The 17,236-nt window shown below is 54.8% G+C and carries 19 protein-coding genes; 7 read left to right on the top strand and 12 right to left on the bottom strand.

All coding sequences use genetic code 11. From position 1 onward, the window contains the following. Positions 1–35: 35 nt before the first annotated feature. Together AC0XWG_RS22885 and AC0XWG_RS22890 are read right to left on the bottom strand one after the other, a co-directional pair. The gene (locus tag AC0XWG_RS22885) at positions 36–1,508 is read right to left on the bottom strand and encodes a sensor histidine kinase (RefSeq protein ID WP_128347886.1); all 1,473 of its coding nucleotides are present in this window, start codon (positions 1,506–1,508) and stop codon (positions 36–38) included. Beyond that, positions 1,505–2,227 carry a response regulator transcription factor gene (locus AC0XWG_RS22890; RefSeq protein ID WP_028019303.1) on the bottom strand — a complete coding sequence of 241 codons (723 nt, stop codon included), beginning with the start codon at positions 2,225–2,227 and terminating at the stop codon, positions 1,505–1,507. Before AC0XWG_RS22890 ends, AC0XWG_RS22885 begins: the two co-directional genes overlap by 4 nt. Before the next feature lie 144 nt (positions 2,228–2,371). Between AC0XWG_RS22890 and AC0XWG_RS22895 the strand changes: the two genes are divergently transcribed. Genes AC0XWG_RS22895 through AC0XWG_RS22905 form a run of 3 tightly spaced genes read left to right on the top strand, consistent with a single transcriptional unit; the run spans position 2,372 to position 4,022 of the window. Further along, positions 2,372–2,968, top strand: coding sequence for a cytochrome b/b6 domain-containing protein (locus tag AC0XWG_RS22895; protein WP_128347885.1), 597 nt, complete (start codon positions 2,372–2,374; stop codon positions 2,966–2,968). Between the two features lie 9 nt (positions 2,969–2,977). Next, positions 2,978–3,748 carry a molybdopterin-dependent oxidoreductase gene (locus tag AC0XWG_RS22900; RefSeq protein ID WP_128347884.1) on the top strand — a complete coding sequence of 257 codons (771 nt, stop codon included), beginning with the start codon at positions 2,978–2,980 and terminating at the stop codon, positions 3,746–3,748. Between the two features lie 28 nt (positions 3,749–3,776). Next, positions 3,777–4,022 carry a hypothetical protein gene (locus AC0XWG_RS22905; RefSeq protein WP_128347883.1) on the top strand — a complete coding sequence of 82 codons (246 nt, stop codon included), beginning with the start codon at positions 3,777–3,779 and terminating at the stop codon, positions 4,020–4,022. Between the two features lie 42 nt (positions 4,023–4,064). On the opposite strand, the gene rlmC is transcribed toward AC0XWG_RS22905, so the two are convergent. The 9 genes from rlmC to nfsA form a co-directional block, all read right to left on the bottom strand. Next, positions 4,065–5,192, bottom strand: a complete 1,128-nt coding sequence (rlmC, locus tag AC0XWG_RS22910; protein WP_128347882.1) for a 23S rRNA (uracil(747)-C(5))-methyltransferase RlmC — start codon at positions 5,190–5,192, stop codon at positions 4,065–4,067. 40 nt (positions 5,193–5,232) lie between these two features. Further along, positions 5,233–5,751, bottom strand: coding sequence for a YbjO family protein (locus AC0XWG_RS22915; RefSeq protein WP_114978491.1), 519 nt, complete (start codon positions 5,749–5,751; stop codon positions 5,233–5,235). Positions 5,752–5,771: 20 nt separating this feature from the next. Beyond that, a complete protein-coding gene (gene potI / locus AC0XWG_RS22920; protein ID WP_023310934.1) occupies positions 5,772–6,617 on the bottom strand; it encodes a putrescine ABC transporter permease PotI in 846 nt (281 codons plus the stop codon). After that, positions 6,614–7,567 carry a putrescine ABC transporter permease PotH gene (gene potH, locus AC0XWG_RS22925; RefSeq protein WP_128347881.1) on the bottom strand — a complete coding sequence of 318 codons (954 nt, stop codon included), beginning with the start codon at positions 7,565–7,567 and terminating at the stop codon, positions 6,614–6,616. Before potH ends, potI begins: the two co-directional genes overlap by 4 nt. A gap of 10 nt (positions 7,568–7,577) precedes the next feature. Continuing rightward, a complete protein-coding gene (gene potG / locus AC0XWG_RS22930; RefSeq protein ID WP_050482952.1) occupies positions 7,578–8,711 on the bottom strand; it encodes a putrescine ABC transporter ATP-binding subunit PotG in 1,134 nt (377 codons plus the stop codon). 102 nt (positions 8,712–8,813) lie between these two features. Beyond that, complete coding sequence (potF, locus tag AC0XWG_RS22935) at positions 8,814–9,926, bottom strand: spermidine/putrescine ABC transporter substrate-binding protein PotF (RefSeq protein WP_028019311.1); 1,113 nt, start codon at positions 9,924–9,926, stop codon at positions 8,814–8,816. A gap of 351 nt (positions 9,927–10,277) precedes the next feature. After that, complete coding sequence (locus tag AC0XWG_RS22940) at positions 10,278–10,754, bottom strand: YbjN domain-containing protein (RefSeq protein ID WP_014169308.1); 477 nt, start codon at positions 10,752–10,754, stop codon at positions 10,278–10,280. Between the two features lie 63 nt (positions 10,755–10,817). Beyond that, positions 10,818–11,720 (bottom strand): 30S ribosomal protein S6--L-glutamate ligase, encoded by a 903-nt coding sequence (gene rimK / locus AC0XWG_RS22945; protein WP_108090379.1) that lies wholly within the window; start codon positions 11,718–11,720, stop codon positions 10,818–10,820. Between the two features lie 69 nt (positions 11,721–11,789). After that, the gene (gene nfsA / locus AC0XWG_RS22950; RefSeq protein ID WP_108090380.1) at positions 11,790–12,512 is read right to left on the bottom strand and encodes a nitroreductase NfsA; all 723 of its coding nucleotides are present in this window, start codon (positions 12,510–12,512) and stop codon (positions 11,790–11,792) included. Between the two features lie 184 nt (positions 12,513–12,696). Between nfsA and AC0XWG_RS22955 the strand changes: the two genes are divergently transcribed. Continuing rightward, on the top strand, positions 12,697–12,966 hold the full coding sequence (locus tag AC0XWG_RS22955) for a GrxA family glutaredoxin (protein WP_014883149.1): 270 nt from the start codon (positions 12,697–12,699) through the stop codon (positions 12,964–12,966). A gap of 30 nt (positions 12,967–12,996) precedes the next feature. Here AC0XWG_RS22955 and AC0XWG_RS22960 read toward each other — a convergent pair whose 3' ends face one another. Further along, positions 12,997–13,368, bottom strand: a complete 372-nt coding sequence (locus AC0XWG_RS22960; protein ID WP_257246866.1) for an inner membrane protein YbjM — start codon at positions 13,366–13,368, stop codon at positions 12,997–12,999. Between the two features lie 273 nt (positions 13,369–13,641). Between AC0XWG_RS22960 and AC0XWG_RS22965 the strand changes: the two genes are divergently transcribed. The 3 genes from AC0XWG_RS22965 to AC0XWG_RS22975 all read left to right on the top strand — a co-directional run bounded on the left by AC0XWG_RS22965 (position 13,642) and on the right by AC0XWG_RS22975 (position 17,230). Continuing rightward, positions 13,642–15,327 (top strand): aspartate:alanine antiporter, encoded by a 1,686-nt coding sequence (locus tag AC0XWG_RS22965; RefSeq protein ID WP_028019315.1) that lies wholly within the window; start codon positions 13,642–13,644, stop codon positions 15,325–15,327. A 252-nt stretch (positions 15,328–15,579) separates the two neighbouring features. After that, the gene (locus AC0XWG_RS22970; protein ID WP_128347879.1) at positions 15,580–15,900 is read left to right on the top strand and encodes a metalloregulator ArsR/SmtB family transcription factor; all 321 of its coding nucleotides are present in this window, start codon (positions 15,580–15,582) and stop codon (positions 15,898–15,900) included. 40 nt (positions 15,901–15,940) lie between these two features. Beyond that, positions 15,941–17,230, top strand: coding sequence for an arsenic transporter (locus AC0XWG_RS22975; RefSeq protein WP_475681109.1), 1,290 nt, complete (start codon positions 15,941–15,943; stop codon positions 17,228–17,230). The last annotated feature ends 6 nt before the right edge of the window (positions 17,231–17,236 follow it).

Genomic DNA, 17,236 nt, shown 5'->3' on the forward strand with positions numbered 1-17,236 from the left:
TGCCGGGTGATGGTTTCGCCTTACCCGGCAATTTCTTACAACGGCACAAAGAACCGGAAACGTGCCCCGCTCACCGAATCCATCAGCCTGATCCCTCCCCCATGCAGCTCCAGCATTCGCTTCACAATCAGCAAGCCTAATCCGCCGCGATTCTCCCGCGATGCCTGCGGGTTTAACGCAGAAGGACGCTGAAACAGATCGTCACGCAATGCACGCTCGATACCTGAGCCACTGTCCGCCACCTCAACCTGCAGAAGCCCATTCTCCTGCCAGACCTTTAGAAAAATCTCGCCTCCTGCCGGGGTATGGCGAACGGCATTATCCAGCAAATTCGTGACCACCCGCTCAATCATCGACACATCGGCATACACCAGCGGCAGCGGGCCAGGGACGTCTATATGCATCCGCAACTGCCTTGTCTGTGTGGTCAGCTCGAATTTTTGCGCCACATCTGAAATCAATTCAGCCATGGCAAAACGTTCGCGCTGCGGTTTAATCCCCCCATGCTCAAGGCGCGCCAGTTCAAACAGCTGTTGAGAGAGATGGCGCACTTTCTGTCCCTGACGCAGTGCGATAGCCAGGTATTGATTCTGCTCCTCGGCACTCAACGTGGCGGACTTAAGCGATAGGGTTTCGAGATACCCCAGCAGCGAAGTCAGCGGCGTGCGAAGATCGTGAGAGATATTGGCGATAAACTCCCTGCGCTGGCGGTCACCGTCAGCCAGTTGATCCCATTGTGAAGCAATCTTGCGCGATAATTCGATAAACGTGTTACGAAGCAGTTCAACTTCGTTTTCAGGAGCCAGATTGACCGGCCGGGCGGCCAGACTTTTTATGGCGCTGATGCTGTCCTGCTCAAGGTCATTTACCTCGCTGGTTAACTGTTCCACTGGACGGGTAACCCATTTTTTGACCAACCACCAGGCCAGTGCGCCAAAGAGTAATGCCAGTAAAAGCGATCCTACGATAGCGTCGGTCAGGGCCTTGTGCCACGCGGTGTTCGCCAGTGCATTTAGGTCTTCGCCCTGGAGAATAATATACAAGTAGGAGTGCAGATTGCCGTTAAGGAGGATCGGCGCCACGCTGAACACCTTACGTTGATCCAGACTTCGTGGATCATCGCCATACACAGGGAAAGCAGCCCCGGATAAATAGTTGTTTAACGGGGTAAGGTCGATCGTTTGACGCTTCATGTGCCCGACCGGGGCCGCGTCTGCCACAATATGTCCCTGAGGCGACACGACGTAGAGTTCAACGCTGGGATTAAGCGTCATCAGACGATCGAACAGCGATTTGAGATTCTCAGTGTTTGCTTTACCCTGGTTATCCAGAAGCGGTTCACTGTTCACTATCTGCTGCGCCAACCCCGCTGACAGACGTTGCACCATGGCATCGCCGTACTGCTTACTGCTATAAAGCTGCACGCCACATGCCACAAACATGCATAAAACAAGCGTGGCGCTAAAAAGAAGTGACAGGCGCTGGCTTAAGGTTAAGTGGCTTATCATGCGTGGGGCTCCGCTTTTTCGACGGCAAATTTGTACCCTTTCCCCCACACCGTCAGGATGATATCTGGCTCTGCGGCATCTTTTTCAATTTTGACGCGCAGACGGTTAATGTGCGTATTTACCGTGTGCTCGTACCCTTCATGCTGGTAGCCCCAGACATGATCCAGCAACGATAAACGGGAGAACACCTCACCCGGATGACGGGCAAACCAGTAGAGCAAATCAAACTCACGCGGGGTCAAGTCGATGGTTTCCCCCCGCAGGCGAACCTCTCGTGCCAGGGGGTCAATTTCCATGCCGTGACAGCGAATAATGCCCGCCTCCAGACGAAGATTTTGCCCCATCGCTTCCTGACGTCGAAAGAGCGCCTTGACGCGAGCAATCAGCTCCAGAACGGAGAACGGTTTAGGCAGATAATCGTCAGCCCCCATCTCAAGCCCCAGCACCCGGTGCGTCTCGCTGGTGCGAGCGCTGATGATAATGACGGGCAGATAGCGGGTCATCTGGCGGATGCGGCGACAGATCTCCAGCCCGTCCACGCCAGGCAGCATCAGATCGAGGATCACGGCATCCCAGTGCTGTTTTTCCAGTTGGAGCAGCGCACGTTCGCCATCGGCTTCGTGCACAATCTCAAAACCTTCATCTTTTAAGTTCAGGCTCAGGAAGGCGGCGATATCGCTATCGTCCTCCACCAGCAATATTTTCTTTGCGTTACTCATGACCCACATCCACGCCGTTTCATTACAGTTGAGCTTACCTAATAACGCCCGCCGGAGTTATCACATTTTATTTAAACTTCCGTGAGGATGTGGTGACCGAATTTATCTTAGGATTTGACCACGCAATGGAATAACGAGGTCACCATGTCTCTGCCAACAGCTGTTATTCATCCCCTTTGGGTCAGGGTGTGTCACTGGATTAATGCCGTCGCCATGGCTGGCATGGTATTCAGCGGATGGCGAATTTATAACGCCTCGCCGTTGTTCCCATTCACTTTTCCGTCCTCTTTCACGCTGGGAGGCTGGCTGGGCGGCGCGCTGCAGTGGCACTTCGCCATGATGTGGGTTTTAGGTATTAACGGCCTGATCTACTGCACGTTAGGTATTGTCACCGGGCGCTTTGCACGCACCTTTTTCCCTTTATCTGTTAAGGGGTTGCTCAAGGATATGGCGCTGGCCCTGCGGGGAAAACTGCAGCATGCCGATCTCAACCACTACAACATGGTGCAAAAACTGGCCTACTTGCTGGCCATATTAACCGGCGTAATGCTTGTGCTTTCCGGGCTGGTTATCTGGAAATCCGTTCAGTTTCCGCTTTTACGTGAACTGTTGGGAGGCTATGACACCGCACGTTACATCCACTTCTTTTGTATGTCCTTCATTGTCGCGTTTGTCGTGATCCACCTGCTTATGGTGCTGCTCGTTCCTAAAACATTACTGGCAATGCTGCGCGGTCGCTAAGGGTATCTCATGAAAAAACCAACCTTTCTCTCTTCCCGCGACGCGGAATATCTGGTCAAGGACGCCGAAAAATCCGTAAACGCACGGCGACGTCACTTTCTTAAACAGGGGCTGACGTTAGGCGGGATTATGCTGCTTACAGGCTGTGACCTGAGCGACAACGCCAGTGTTGAAACTGCACTTTCACGAATGTCGCGCTTTAACGATCGTGTCCAGGGTTTCCTGTTCAGCGACCGTCATCTGGCACCTGAATATACCGAAAGCGACATCACCCGGCCTTTCCCTTTTAACGCCTTTTACGATCGCGACCAAATTCCGCAGGTCGACGGCCGGGATTATCAACTCGCCATTCGCGGCCTGGTGCGAGACACCCGCAGCTGGTCCCTGCCTGAGTTGTATCGTATGCAGCAGGTAAACCAGATCACGCGCCATATTTGCGTGGAAGGATGGAGCGCCATTGGCCGCTGGGGTGGTATCCCCTTCCGCCATTTTCTGCAGGCGATCGGTGCCGACACCCGCGCCAAATACATCAGCTTCCGCTGTGCGGATGATTACTACACCAGCATTGATATGGCGACCGCGTTGCACCCGCAAACGCTGCTCGCCCTGACCTGGGATAACCAAATCCTCCCTCCTGAGTACGGTTATCCCATGAAACTCCGAATTCCGACCAAGCTGGGATACAAAAACCCAAAGCATATTCAGGTCATTGAAATCACCAATCGCTTCCCCGGCGGTTACTGGGAAGACCAGGGTTACAACTGGTTTGGTGGCAGTTAATACAACAACGTAAACGACGAGGAATACCATGAAAAAAATGATCATTGCAGCAACCGTGCTTTCAGCTCTGTTTATGGCAAATGTGCAGGCGGCAGACTCCATGAACAAAGAGACGATGGCAAAAGACAACATGTCCCAGCCACACGATAAAATGTGTAAGGGCGACATGTGCAAAGACGCCATGAAGAAGGATCACATGGGGAAAGACAAAATGGGCAAAATGGACAACATGAAAAAGGATGAGATGGGTAAAAAAGACGCCATGAGCCAGTAAGTCTCATCGCAGCCGGAGGCAACCGCCCTCCGGCTGCTTTGCTTATTGTTTAACGAGTAGCGTCAACACTTCATAGTGCGCAGTGTGCGGGAACATATCGAAAAGCTGAACGCGCTCAATGCGATAACCCGGCAAATGCGCAATGTCTTTCGCCATCGTCTGCGCGTTGCAGCTTGAATAGACGATGTAATCCGGTGCCATCTGGCTCAGGTAATCGCATAGTGCTTGTCCGATGCCACGGCGCGGCGGGTTTACCAGTACCAGCTCTGGCACATTACCCTGCCCGGTCGCGAACTGCGTAGAGTCCAGCGCCTGGAAGTGCAGATTCGTTAACCCCAGCTCAGCGGCGGACTGTCTGGCGCAGGCAATCGCCTCAGCAGAGATCTCAATCCCGGTAAGCTGCATCTCAGGCGTGGCGCAGTGCAGGCCAAATCCCCCCACGCCGCAGAACAGATCCCACATATGATGGATGTTTAACGCCCGAACCCAGTCGCGCGCGGTGGCGTACAGCGCACTGGCGACAGTCGGGTTGGTCTGGAAGAAGCTTTGCGGGCGGATCCACAGCGGCACACCGTTGAAATTCTCCGCCAGCGCGTGTTGTTCGGTGAAGAAGACCTCTTTTTCCCCTTCCATGATCGCCATATGCACCGGCTGAATATTTGCCGTAATGACCTTAAGCTGCACAAGCTGTTCCTGCAACCACGGCAGCGCCGCGCGAAGCTGTTCCAGCTTGGTTTCGGAACGCAGCACGAAACGCAGCATCATGCCGCCGTCAATCTGGCTTTCCGTCAGCAGAAGGTATTTCAGCTCGCCGCGCTTGCGGGCGACGTTGTAAGGCGTTAACCCGGCCCGCGCAATAAACGGTTTGAGTGCCGCAAAGACGGGCTCAAATGAGGCGGGGTAAAGCGGGCAGTCAGTTAAATCTTCCGGCGTGCCGTCGCGGTGCAGCATCCCCAACAGCGGTTTTTCTACGCTGCCGCTGACCACCATTTTGGCTTTGTTGCGAAAGCCCTGCTCCGGGCCGCTGACGGGTGCGCACCACTCGCCCACCGCGTGTGCTGCCAGCAGCTGTTGCAGGTCGGCCATTTTGGCGGTGAGTTGTTGAGAGACCGGCTGTTCTATCCACTGACAGGAGCGGCAGCGACCGGCGTCATAGAGTGCGCACTGCATATGAAAACCTTAAAAATCACGAGGGCTGCGATTATACACATTATTGCAGGCGGAAGAACCGCCGACTGGAAGCCGGAACAAACAGCAGGAACAGAACCAGTATGTCCGGCAGTTTTTGCATAAACAGCGCACGCAGGATTTCGCGTTTGGATTCACCGGCAATGCTGAACAGCTCCGGGTAGCCATATCCCAGCGAGGCGGCCCACAGATAGCTGGCGGCGGTCACCTGCGTCAGCAGATAGACCCAGCGCGCCCAGTTGCGCCCTTTCACCAGCGAAAAGGCACAGTAGATCTCGATAAACACCAGCACCAGGCTGCTCAGAAAGACCAGCGTCAGATTCCACGTCTGCACGCTGCGGTGAATAAATTCACCAATGCCGCGCGCGCCCAGGGTGTTCAGAATCATCAGCACATCCAGGCAGCGGATCATAATAATGGCGAGCGCCGCCACCTGAACCAGCGCAGGAACGTTTGGACGAGCGTGCGTAAGACGTGATTTCTTTAATAATCCCAATGTTTTACTTCCCTGAAAAACAGTGCCGCGTCGTACGCGGCACATCACTGGAAATTTTAAATCCTTCAGCCGCGTCTTGCACGCTGGATATCACGCACACGCTGTTTTTCCGCGCGCGCCATCAAATACCAGGCGATAAATCCGACAATTCCGACCACGCCAAGAATAATCGAGGCCAGGGCGTTGATTTCCGGGTTCACCCCCATGCGCACGCTGGAGAAGACCAGCATCGGCAGCGTCGTCGCCCCCGGGCCAGAAACAAAGCTGGCGATAACCAGATCGTCGAGCGACAGGGTAAACGCCAGCAGCCAGCCCGAGATCACCGCTGGCATAATCATCGGCAGGGTGATGATGAAAAAGACCTTCAGCGGCGTCGCACCAAGATCCATCGCCGCCTCTTCAATGGAGCGATCCAGCTCGCGCAGACGCGAGGAGATCACCACCGCCACGTATGCGGTACAGAAAGTGACGTGTGCCAGCCAGATGGTGAGCATCCCGCGATCCGCCGGCCAGCCGATGGCATGCGCCAGCGCCACGAACAGCAGCAGCAACGCCAGACCGGTGATCACGTCCGGCATAACCAGCGGGGCGGTGATCATAAAAGCAAAGCCGTTCGAACCGCGAAAACGCCCGAAGCGCACCATCACCAGTGCAGCGATGGTACCCAGCACCGACGCCATGGTTGCGGCCAGCGCAGCAATCGTCAGGCTCAGCCCCACCGCGCTCATCATCGCATCATCGTGGAACAACTCGCTGTACCAGCGCGTCGACCAGCCAGCCCAGACCGTCACCAGTTTTGAGCTGTTGAAGGAGTAGATCACCAGCATCAGCATCGGCGCATACAGGAAGGTAAAGCCAATCACCAGGATCGCAATTCGCCACGGGGAGCGCACTACCGGTAAGTTGTTCATCCGTGGTCTCCCATCTGTTTCTGCTGATGCTTGTGGAACCACATGATCGGCACGATCAGCAGGAGTAACATCACTATTGCCACCGCAGACGCCACCGGCCAGTCGCGGTTATTAAAGAACTCTTGCCACAACACGCGACCAATCATGATGCTGTCCGGCCCGCCGAGCAGTTCCGGGATCACAAACTCCCCCACCGCCGGAATAAAGACCAGCATCGACCCGGCAATAATCCCGCCTTTGGTCAGCGGGACGATCACACTGAAGAAGGTCTTCAACGGGCGCGCACCGAGATCGAGCGACGCTTCCACCAGCGAGTAATCAATACGCGTCAGCGCCGTATAAATCGGCAGCACCATAAACGGCAGATAGGCGTAAACAATGCCGATGTAGACCGCGAGGTTGGTGTGCAGGATCGTCAGCGGCTGATCGATAACTCCGAGCCACATCAGGAAGTTATTCAGTACACCGTTGTTTTTCAGGATCCCCATCCAGGCGTAAACGCGGATCAGGAACGAGGTCCACGACGGCAGGATCACCAGCAACAGCAAAATGTTACGCGTCGACGGCTTACTGTGCGCCACGGCCCACGCCAGCGGGTAGCCCATCACCAGACAGCAGATCGTCGAAATCGCCGCCACCTGTAACGACTGTAAATACGCTTCGAAATAGAGCGGATCGTCCGTCAGCTGCAGGAAGTTGCCGAGATTAAGCGTCAGCGTGAGCTGCCCGTCGGCCCAGTCCAGCAGGTTGGTATAAGGCGGGATCGCCCGCGCCATTTCTGCGAGGCTTATCTTGAAAACAATCAGGAACGGCAGCATGAACAGCAGGATCAGCCACACGTATGGCATGGCGATCACCAGCTTGCGGCCGTGGTTCATCTGCATGCGCGCCAGCCAGTTCGCAAAACCACCCGTTTTTTCTGCGCGGGCTGGAGGTTCTAGTGTACTCATGGGCCGCTCCTTATACCGTCAGCACAACGCAACTGTCAGCATCCCAGCACAGGCGCACTTCGTCACCCCAGGTCGGCTGCCCCTTGCGATAGCGATGTTCGTTCTGCAACTGAGCGCTGAGCATCTGTCCGCTTTTCAGGCGCACATGGTAGATGGAAAGATCGCCAAGGTAGGCAATATGCACCACTTCACCCACGGCAAAGTTATAGCCATCGGCAGGGGGATCCTCACAGAGCATGATTTTCTCCGGGCGCAGCGCGACGTAGACCGGCACGTTATCCACCACCGAGTTATCCGGATCGACCTTAAGCGGATGTTGCAGCCCCGGTGATTCAATGACAAGGCCATCTTCCTGGCGGTCTTTCAGCAGCCCTTCGAAGACGTTGACCGAGCCAATGAACTCCGCGCTGTAGCGGGTAGTCGGGTGCTCATAAATCTCTTCCGGTTCGCCAATCTGCACGAACTTCCCACGGTTCATGATGGCGATACGCCCGGCCATGGTCATTGCCTCTTCCTGGTCGTGAGTCACCATCACGCAGGTCACCCCCACACGTTCGAGGATATCCACCACTTCGAGCTGCATACGGTCGCGCAGTTTTTTATCCAGCGCCCCCATCGGCTCGTCGAGCAGCAACAGTTTTGGACGTTTTGCCAGACTGCGGGCCAGGGCGACACGCTGACGCTGACCGCCAGAGAGCTGGTGCGGTTTACGCTTCGCGAACTCCTGCATGTGAACCAGGCTCAGCATCTCGGCCACACGCGCGGTAATTTCGGCTTTCGGCAGTTTGTCCTGCTTCAGACCAAAGGCGATGTTCTGCTCCACCGTCATGTGCGGAAACAGCGCGTAGGACTGGAACATCATGTTAATCGGGCGCTGATACGGCGGCACGCTGGAGAGATCCACGCCATCCAGCACAATCTGCCCGGCAGTGGGCTGTTCAAAACCGGCCAGCATACGCAGCAGGGTCGACTTACCGCAGCCTGATGCTCCCAGGAGGGCAAAAATTTCACCTTTGTAGATCGTCAAATTGACGTCGTCCACGGCATGCTGGCCATCGAAAGATTTGGTGAGGTTACGAATTTCAAGAAGCGGGGTCAGCGCTTTACGGACTTTCGCCTGCGGGCGGGGGATCGCGTCATTCACGGGGTGCTCTCCGGCAGAAATCAAATCATGGTGCAGGCGCACCATAACGGTGCGCCTGTTGCCGGGGGCGCTGCGCTTGCCCGGCCTACAACTCACGGGTAATTACTTACCGCTTTTCACCTTGGTCCACGCTCGGGTACGTACGCGGTCAATTTTTGGATCCTGAACTTTCAGGGTGAACAGCTTGGCGAACACATCCGCAGGCGGATAGATAGCCGGGTTATTGCGGATCTCTTCACTGACCAGCGGCACGGAAGCCTTGTTACCGTTCGCGTAGTAGACGTGGTCACTGATATGGGCGATGACGTCAGGACGCATCAGGTAATTGAGGAACTGATAGGCTTCATCTTTGTTTTTCGCATCGGCAGGCATCGCGAAGACGTCAAAGAACGCCAGCGCCCCTTCTTTCGGAATGAAATAGGAAACGTTCACGCCGTTTTTCGCTTCTTTCGCGCGGTTCGCCGCCTGCCACACATCGCCCGCCCAGCCAATCGCGACGCAGATGTCGCCGTTTGCCAGGTCGTTGATGTACTGGGACGAGTGGAAGTAGCGAATGTTTGGACGCAGCTTCAGCAGCAGATCGGTCGCCGGGCCGGTGTAGTCGTCAGCCTTGTTGCTGTTCGGATCTTTGCCCAGATAGTTCAGCACGGTGGCGAAAATCTCTTCCGGCGCATCGAGGAAGGAGACGCCGCAGCTTTTCAGCTTCTCAAGATTTTCCGGCTTCAGCACCACGTCCCAGCTGTCCAGCTTGACGTCCGGGCCCAGCACCGCTTTGACTTTATCGACGTTGTAGCCGATACCGGTAGTCGCCCACAGATAAGGCATGGCGTATTTATTATCAGGGTCGTGCTTCGCAACCAGCTTAAGCACGTCCGGGTCAAGGTTTTTCCAGTTTGGTAACTTGCTCTTATCCAGCGGCTGGAAGACGCCTGCCGTCAGTTGACGCTCCAGGAAGCTTGCGGAAGGCACCACGAGATCAAACCCGGTGCTGCCCGCCATCAGTTTTCCTTCCAGCACTTCGTTGGAATCGAAAACGTCGTAGACCACTTTAATCCCGGTCTCTTTTTCAAAATTGGCGACCGTGTCCGGCGCAATATAATCAGACCAGTTGTAAACGTGCAGCGTTTTTTGTTCCGCAGCGAGCGTGCCGGCAGAGACGGCCATCAGAGCACCCGCAACCAGACCCGATAACCATTTTTTATTCAAGGCGATCATATCTTTATTCCTTCTGAAAGCTCGTTAACAAACGAACTAAAACTGTGCAATCTGAAGATATGCAATAATCATGCATAGTTTGTCGCTCTGCCTAAAATAAAAAGAAACCTCTTTACCCGGCAGCTTCCGCTCGCTTTTTTAAGCATCGCAAGAATAACTGTAGCCCGTGTCTCCGGCTATAGCCCAGACGAAAAAACGCCTTTTATCAATTTTTTATGCAGGTTATGTCTACGTGATAAGCCGAAACGGCCTTGAGGGAGGTGAAAAATTCTTTAAAGAAAGGTTAAAAGCAGCAGAAAAAATGGCCTTCTGCAGCCGCTATGGCAGCGACTGCGCAAAAGTCAGACAGGCTTAGTGAAGAAAATTGGGAGATGCATCATTATTCTCTGCATCATCTTCCGCGCTATACAGCAGATGATGCGCGTTGGCTTCCATCATGACCATCGAAATTTGCTCTTCACTCAAGCGCATAAACCAGGAGAACTGCTTGAACGACAGCCCGGCACCGGAGAATAAAGACTGGCAAACGACCAGTTTTGGCAGATTATCATCCTGTATGTCGAGAAATGCCTTCACGGTCAAAGAACTGGCATTGATGGCCGACAGGTCGGAGGCCAGCGCCAGCAGCGCAGACGGCTTCACTTCAGCCAGCGCAGAGAAAAGAATCACGTCGTTAATGAGATCGATTTTGGCATCAAAAATGCCATCGAAATTCTGCATATGAGGCAGATGCAGCGCCTGGCAGGAATCGCATTCGAAGAACGTAATCCCGGCATCATCAAGCCATTGACGTAACGTATCCAGTGTTGGAACGACCTGTAAATCCATCGCTGTGCAGCCTCTTTAATAAATACTTCGCATAGATTACGCAAAAAGTGGGTTCAATTCCATTTAACCGCCCGTTTTCAGACAGTAGCCGGGCGTCGCATGACGCTCGATCCATGCGATCATTTTACCCGCAATATCGACCCCTGTGGTTTTTTCCACGCCTTCCAGCCCCGGCGAGGCATTCACTTCCATGACCAGCGGTCCACGCGTTGCCCGCAGAAGGTCTACGCCTGCCACGTCCAGCCCCAGGGTTTGCGCGGCTTTCACCGCAATTTCCCGCTCACGCTCGCTGATAGCCGCCACCCGCGCAACGCCGCCACGGTGCAGGTTGGAGCGGAAGTCGCCCTCTTTTGCCTGGCGCTCTATGGCCGCCACCACCTCGTTCCCCACCACGAAGCAACGAATGTCGCGCCCTTTGGCCTCTTCGATGTACTCCTGCACCAGGATGTGGGCATTCAGCCCCCGGAAAGCATCAATGACGCTTTCTGCCGCCTGGCGTGTTTCCGCCAGCACCACACCAATGCCCTGCGTGCCTTCCACCAGCTTGATCACCAAAGGTGCGCCGCCCACCATATCGATGAGATCGCTGGTGTCGTCCGGTGAGTGGGCAATCCCCGTAACGGGGAGATCGATCCCCTGCCGGGCGAGCAGCTGTAACGAGCGCAGCTTATCGCGGGCGCGGGAAATGGCGACGGATTCATTGAGCGGATAGCTGCCCAGCATTTCAAACTGGCGCAGCGCGGCGGTGCCGTAATAGGTTATCTGGGAGCCGATGCGGGGGATCACCGCATCAAAATGCGGCAGCTTGCGGCCTTTGTAGTGAATCGACGAGGCGGCCGGATCAATGTTCATATAGCAGGACATTGGGTCGAGGATCTCAACCTGATGTCCGCGTTTCGCCGCCGCTTCTCGCAGACGTTTACATGAATAGAGCGTTCCATCCCGGGACAAAATGGCAATTTTCACCCTGCACCTCTCTAAAGACATGGAAAAAGCCTGCATATCATATACGCAGGCAGGCGCAGGAGGAATGGACTATCGCGTCGCCCAGCCCTGTTTATGCAGATAATCGAGAATAAACGGGCGGTTTTCTTTAATGATGGTGCGACGAATATGGTCACTCCAGGTATCGCGGCGGTTATTGCTGCCGCGCGTCATATAGTAGTTCGCCAGTTCTTCATCGTATTGCGCCAGGACATCCTGATCGACAGGTTGATAGTGATTTTCATGCACCAGCATGGCGGCAGGAATACGCGGCTTCAGATCCGGGTTATCCGCTGGCCATCCGAGGCACAGGCCAAACAGCGGCAGAACGTATTTTGGCAGCTTCAGCAGTTCGGTGACGCTTTCGATGTTATTACGCAGGCCGCCGATGTAGACACCGCCTAACCCCAGCGATTCCGCCGCCGTAAAGGCGTTTTGCGCCATCAGCGCGGTATCCACCACGCCCAGCAGCAGCTGTTCTGCCAGCCCCAGCTCGGCCTCAGGGCAGATCTGCAGGTGACGGTTAAAGTCGGCGCAGAACACCCAGAACTCCGCCGCCTGGGCCACATGCTTCTGTCCGCCCGTAAGCGTGACCAGTTGTTCCCGCATGGCCGGATCGGTAATGCGGATAATAGAGCTGCACTGCAGGAAGCTGGAGCTGGAGGTCGCCCTTGCGCTGTTAATAATGGCTTCGCGCTGCGCCTCGGTAATCGGCTCATCGGTAAAATGGCGAATGGAACGGTGGGATGTGAGCAGGTCTATGGTTGGCGTCATTTTGTCTCTCTTTGTCTTGCTTAATTCGCATGGCAGCCAGTATAGGCAATGATTGTCACAGTGTAATTGGCGAAACATAGCCTGACTGTATCAAAGCGACAGGCGAAACCTTCTTTAATGGCGGCAGGTTATCGGGCACTATATATGTTATTCGCCGTCAGGCTTGTTTTTTGAGGAGAGAGAAATGTTTGCAGTAATTTTTGGTCGTCCAGGGTGCCCTTACTGTGTGCGCGCGAAAGAGCTGGCTGAGAAACTGACCGCAGAGCGCGATGATTTCAACTTCCGCTACGTTGATATTCACGCGGAAGGCATCACGAAAGCCGATCTGGAAAAAACCGTCGGTAAGCCGGTTGAAACCGTCCCGCAGATCTTCCTCGATCAGAAACACATCGGCGGTTGCACAGATTTTGAAGCTTACGCCAAAGAGCATCTTGGCCTGTTTGCTGAGCAGTAATACCCAAGCGCCCTCACCTTGAGGGCGTTTTTATTTGGTGTGCCGCCGGTGTATCAGACTGCGCACAAACAGATAGCACAACGCGCCAAGGGCGCACCAGAACACACCGCTCAGCAACCACGCCAGCTCCTGCCAGAAACTTCTCACTGGAATAAACAGCAAGCGCATCAGCAGCAGACACAGCGGTGCTGCAAGCATTGCACCCAATAGCGGTTTCACCACCTCCCCTTTACGGGAGAGAAAGCTGGCGGCCGCGCCCGGCAGAGTGAAAAAGAGTAAACCCAGCTCCGGATGACCCGACGCCCTGAATGCCCCTTTCACATTAAAAGCAAGCGACATGCACACGACCGTGAACAGCAAAAAGCAGCTGATCACCCCCGCCCAGTTTCGTTTAATGTTCAAACAATCCTCCTGACTTATCTCTATCAAATACACATTCGTCGGGTAGACGCCCAGTCAGATAAAGCAATGCGGCAATCCTTGCCAAAGTACGCACAGGGTGATGCGATAATCAGTAGCTGTCAGTAGCTAATACGATTAAACTACACGCCAGCTAATGTTTTAGGGAATAAAGCAGGAAACAGGGAGCGTTAACGCCTTTCCCTGACCCAGAAAACAGTAGCCCAAAAAGCCCTTTCATTCAACAACTTACTGGTAAACAAGAAGTTAGCCTCCGTGAATATAAACGTCGCAGACTTGTTAAATGGGAATTACATCCTGTTATTATTTGTTGTACTCGCGCTGGGCCTTTGCCTGGGTAAATTGCGCCTGGGGTCGGTTCAACTTGGTAATTCCATTGGCGTTTTAGTCGTATCATTAATATTAGGTCAGCAGCATTTCAGCATTAACACGGACGCGCTCAACTTAGGTTTTATGCTGTTTATTTTTTGTGTTGGTGTGGAAGCGGGTCCCAACTTTTTTTCAATTTTCTTCCGCGACGGCAAAAATTATCTGATGCTGGCGCTGGTCATGGTCGGCAGTGCACTGCTGATCGCGTTAGGGCTGGGTAAACTGTTTGGCTGGGATATCGGGTTAACGGCCGGTATGCTGGCAGGTTCGATGACCTCTACGCCAGTGCTTGTCGGTGCAGGTGATACCCTGCGCCATTCCGGCATGGCTGGAGCACAACTCTCTACCGCCCTCGACCACCTGAGCCTGGGCTATGCCCTGACTTATCTGATCGGTCTTGTGAGCCTGATTGTGGGCGCGCGCTACCTGCCGAAACTGCAACACCAGGATCTACAGACCAGCGCCCAGCAAATCGCCCGCGAGCGCGGCCTGGATACCGATTCCAAACGTAAAGTCTATCTCCCGGTGATCCGTGCCTACCGCGTCGGGCCAGAACTTGTGGCATGGGCAGACGGGAAAAACCTGCGCGAGCTGGGCATTTACCGCCAGACCGGTTGCTATATCGAACGCATTCGACGTAACGGCATTCTGGCGAACCCGGACGGCGATGCAGTGCTGCAGATGGGTGACGATATCGCACTGGTGGGTTACCCGGATGCTCACGCCCGTCTTGACCCAAGCTTCCGTAACGGCAAAGAGGTATTCGACCGCGATCTGCTCGACATGCGTATCGTCACCGAAGAGATTGTGGTGAAAAACCATAACGCCGTCGGCCGTCGTCTGGCGCAGCTGAAGCTGACCGACCACGGTTGCTTCCTCAACCGCGTGATCCGCAGCCAGATTGAGATGCCTATCGACGACAACGTCGTACTCAATAAAGGTGACGTTTTGCAGGTTAGCGGTGACGCCCGCCGCGTGAAAACCGTTGCTGACCGCATCGGCTTTATCTCCATTCACAGCCAGGTCACCGACCTGCTGGCCTTCTGCGCCTTCTTTATCGTTGGCCTGATGATCGGGATGATCACCTTCCAGTTCAGCAACTTTAGCTTCGGCATCGGTAACGCCGCCGGTTTGCTGTTCGCCGGGATCATGCTGGGCTTCCTGCGAGCGAACCATCCGACCTTCGGCTACATTCCGCAGGGCGCGCTGAATATGGTGAAAGAGTTCGGCCTGATGGTCTTTATGGCGGGTGTCGGCTTAAGCGCGGGTAGCGGCATTGGCCACAGTCTCGGTGCCGTCGGCTGGCAAATGTTGGTTTCCGGACTCATCGTCAGCCTGGTGCCGGTTGTCATCTGTTTCCTGTTCGGTGCCTACGTGCTGCGCATGAACCGCGCCCTGCTCTTCGGGGCCATGATGGGTGCCCGTACCTGTGCGCCAGCCATGGAAATTATCAGTGACACCGCGCGCAGCAACATCCCGGCGCTGGGCTATGCGGGCACTTACGCTATCGCTAACGTACTGCTGACGCTGGCAGGTACGCTGATCATTATCATCTGGCCTGGACTCGGATAACTCCTAAGTTTGCGCATAAAGAAAAAATTTTCGTTATGCGCAGAACTTTTTGATCAGGGGGCAGTCATAACTAGTGCCACTGCTTTTCTTTGATGTCCCCAATTTGTGGAGCCCATCAACCCCGCCGTTTTGGTTCAAGGTTGATGGGTTTTTTGTTGCCTGAAATTCCCTTTCCTGCCATCTCCGCTTTTCTCCTGCAATCAAAACATATATGCTTAAACGAATATGTATTAGCTACCTGAAGGTTTGACCATGCTCCACCCTCTCCAACTCTTCAAAACCCTCTCCGACGAAACGCGGCTCTCCATCATCATGCTGCTCCGCGAAGCGGGCGAGCTGTGCGTCTGCGATCTCTGCTCCGCGACCACCGAGTCGCAGCCGAAAGTATCCCGCCATATGGCGCTGCTCCGCGAGTCCGGGCTGATTATCGATCGCCGGGAAGGGAAATGGATCCATTACCGTTTATCCCCCCACATGCCTGCATGGGCGGCAACCATTATCGACAACAGCTGGAACTGCCTTCGGGAAGAGACGCGTGAGAAGCTGAAAAACAGACTTCCGGGTTCGTGCTAATCAATACACATTCACAAAAACAGATATGATGGAGTAAGCAATGTTTCTGGCAGGGGCAATTTTTCTGTTTACGCTGGTACTGGTTATCTGGCAGCCAAGGGGACTGAGTATCGGCTGGAGCGCGACCATTGGTGCCGTGCTGGCGCTGGTCAGCGGAGTGATCCTCGTCAGCGATATTCCGGTGGTCTGGAATATTGTCTGGAATGCGACGGCCACGTTTATCGCCGTCATTATCATCAGCCTGCTGCTGGATGAGTCTGGCTTTTTCGAATGGGCTGCGCTGCACGTCGCCCGCTGGGGGAATGGCCGGGGGAGATTACTATTTACGTATATCGTGCTGCTGGGCGCGGCGGTGGCGGCGCTCTTTGCCAATGACGGTGCGGCGCTGATCCTGACACCTATCGTGATTGCGATGCTGCTGGCGCTGGGGTTCAGCAAGCAGGCGACGCTGGCGTTTGTGATGGCGGCAGGGTTTATCGCCGATACCGCCAGCCTGCCGCTGATTGTCTCTAACCTGGTCAACATTGTGTCAGCCGATTTCTTCACGCTGGGGTTCAGCGAATACGCGTCGGTAATGATTCCGGTAGATATCGCCGCGATTGCCGCCACGCTGGTGATGCTGCATCTGTTCTTTCGCAAGGAAATTCCGCCGAAATATGACCTGTCGAAACTTCGGGAGCCAGCGCGCGCTATTACCGATCTCCCGACGTTCAGAACGGGCTGGATCGTCCTGCTCCTTCTTCTGGTCGGCTTCTTTGTGCTCGAACCTCTCGGTATTCCGGTCAGCGCCATTGCGACCGTCGGTGCGCTGATTTTATTCGCTGTCGCAAAACGCGGACATGCGATAAACACCGGAAAAGTGCTGCGCGGCGCACCGTGGCAGATCGTCATCTTCTCGCTGGGGATGTATCTGGTGGTGTACGGCCTGCGCAATGCCGGGCTGACGGACTATCTCACAGGCGTACTGAATAGCCTGGCCGGTCACGGGCTGTGGGCCACCACGCTGGGAACCGGGTTCATCACTGCGTTCCTGTCATCCATAATGAACAATATGCCCACGGTACTGATAGGCGCGCTCTCCATTGATGGCAGTACGGCAACAGGATTGATTAAGGACGCGATGATTTACGCCAACGTGATTGGTTGCGATCTGGGGCCGAAAATCACACCTATCGGCAGCCTGGCGACCCTGCTTTGGCTTCATGTACTGGCGCAGAAAAACATGACGATTACCTGGGGCTACTATTTCCGGACGGGCATCATTATGACGCTGCCGGTCCTGTTTGTGACGCTCGCCACGCTGGCGCTACGTCTCTCCTTCACACTGTAATGAGCC

The organism is Enterobacter sp. DVT3837 (assembly GCF_056238685.1).

Excerpts from the sequence above, each read along its gene's own strand:
- AC0XWG_RS22885 (WP_128347886.1), bottom strand. The coding sequence starts at position 1,508 with ATGATAAGCCACTTAACCTTAAGCCAGCGCCTGTCACTTCTTTTTAGC.
- AC0XWG_RS22890 (WP_028019303.1), bottom strand. The coding sequence starts at position 2,227 with ATGAGTAACGCAAAGAAAATATTGCTGGTGGAGGACGATAGCGATATC.
- AC0XWG_RS22895 (WP_128347885.1), top strand. The coding sequence starts at position 2,372 with ATGTCTCTGCCAACAGCTGTTATTCATCCCCTTTGGGTCAGGGTGTGT.
- AC0XWG_RS22900 (WP_128347884.1), top strand. The coding sequence starts at position 2,978 with ATGAAAAAACCAACCTTTCTCTCTTCCCGCGACGCGGAATATCTGGTC.
- AC0XWG_RS22905 (WP_128347883.1), top strand. The coding sequence starts at position 3,777 with ATGAAAAAAATGATCATTGCAGCAACCGTGCTTTCAGCTCTGTTTATG.
- rlmC (WP_128347882.1), bottom strand. The coding sequence starts at position 5,192 with ATGCAGTGCGCACTCTATGACGCCGGTCGCTGCCGCTCCTGTCAGTGG.
- AC0XWG_RS22915 (WP_114978491.1), bottom strand. The coding sequence starts at position 5,751 with ATGTGCCGCGTACGACGCGGCACTGTTTTTCAGGGAAGTAAAACATTG.
- potI (WP_023310934.1), bottom strand. The coding sequence starts at position 6,617 with ATGAACAACTTACCGGTAGTGCGCTCCCCGTGGCGAATTGCGATCCTG.
- potH (WP_128347881.1), bottom strand. The coding sequence starts at position 7,567 with ATGAGTACACTAGAACCTCCAGCCCGCGCAGAAAAAACGGGTGGTTTT.
- potF (WP_028019311.1), bottom strand. The coding sequence starts at position 9,926 with ATGATCGCCTTGAATAAAAAATGGTTATCGGGTCTGGTTGCGGGTGCT.
- AC0XWG_RS22940 (WP_014169308.1), bottom strand. The coding sequence starts at position 10,754 with ATGGATTTACAGGTCGTTCCAACACTGGATACGTTACGTCAATGGCTT.
- nfsA (WP_108090380.1), bottom strand. The coding sequence starts at position 12,512 with ATGACGCCAACCATAGACCTGCTCACATCCCACCGTTCCATTCGCCAT.
- AC0XWG_RS22955 (WP_014883149.1), top strand. The coding sequence starts at position 12,697 with ATGTTTGCAGTAATTTTTGGTCGTCCAGGGTGCCCTTACTGTGTGCGC.
- AC0XWG_RS22970 (WP_128347879.1), top strand. The coding sequence starts at position 15,580 with ATGCTCCACCCTCTCCAACTCTTCAAAACCCTCTCCGACGAAACGCGG.
- AC0XWG_RS22975 (WP_475681109.1), top strand. The coding sequence starts at position 15,941 with ATGTTTCTGGCAGGGGCAATTTTTCTGTTTACGCTGGTACTGGTTATC.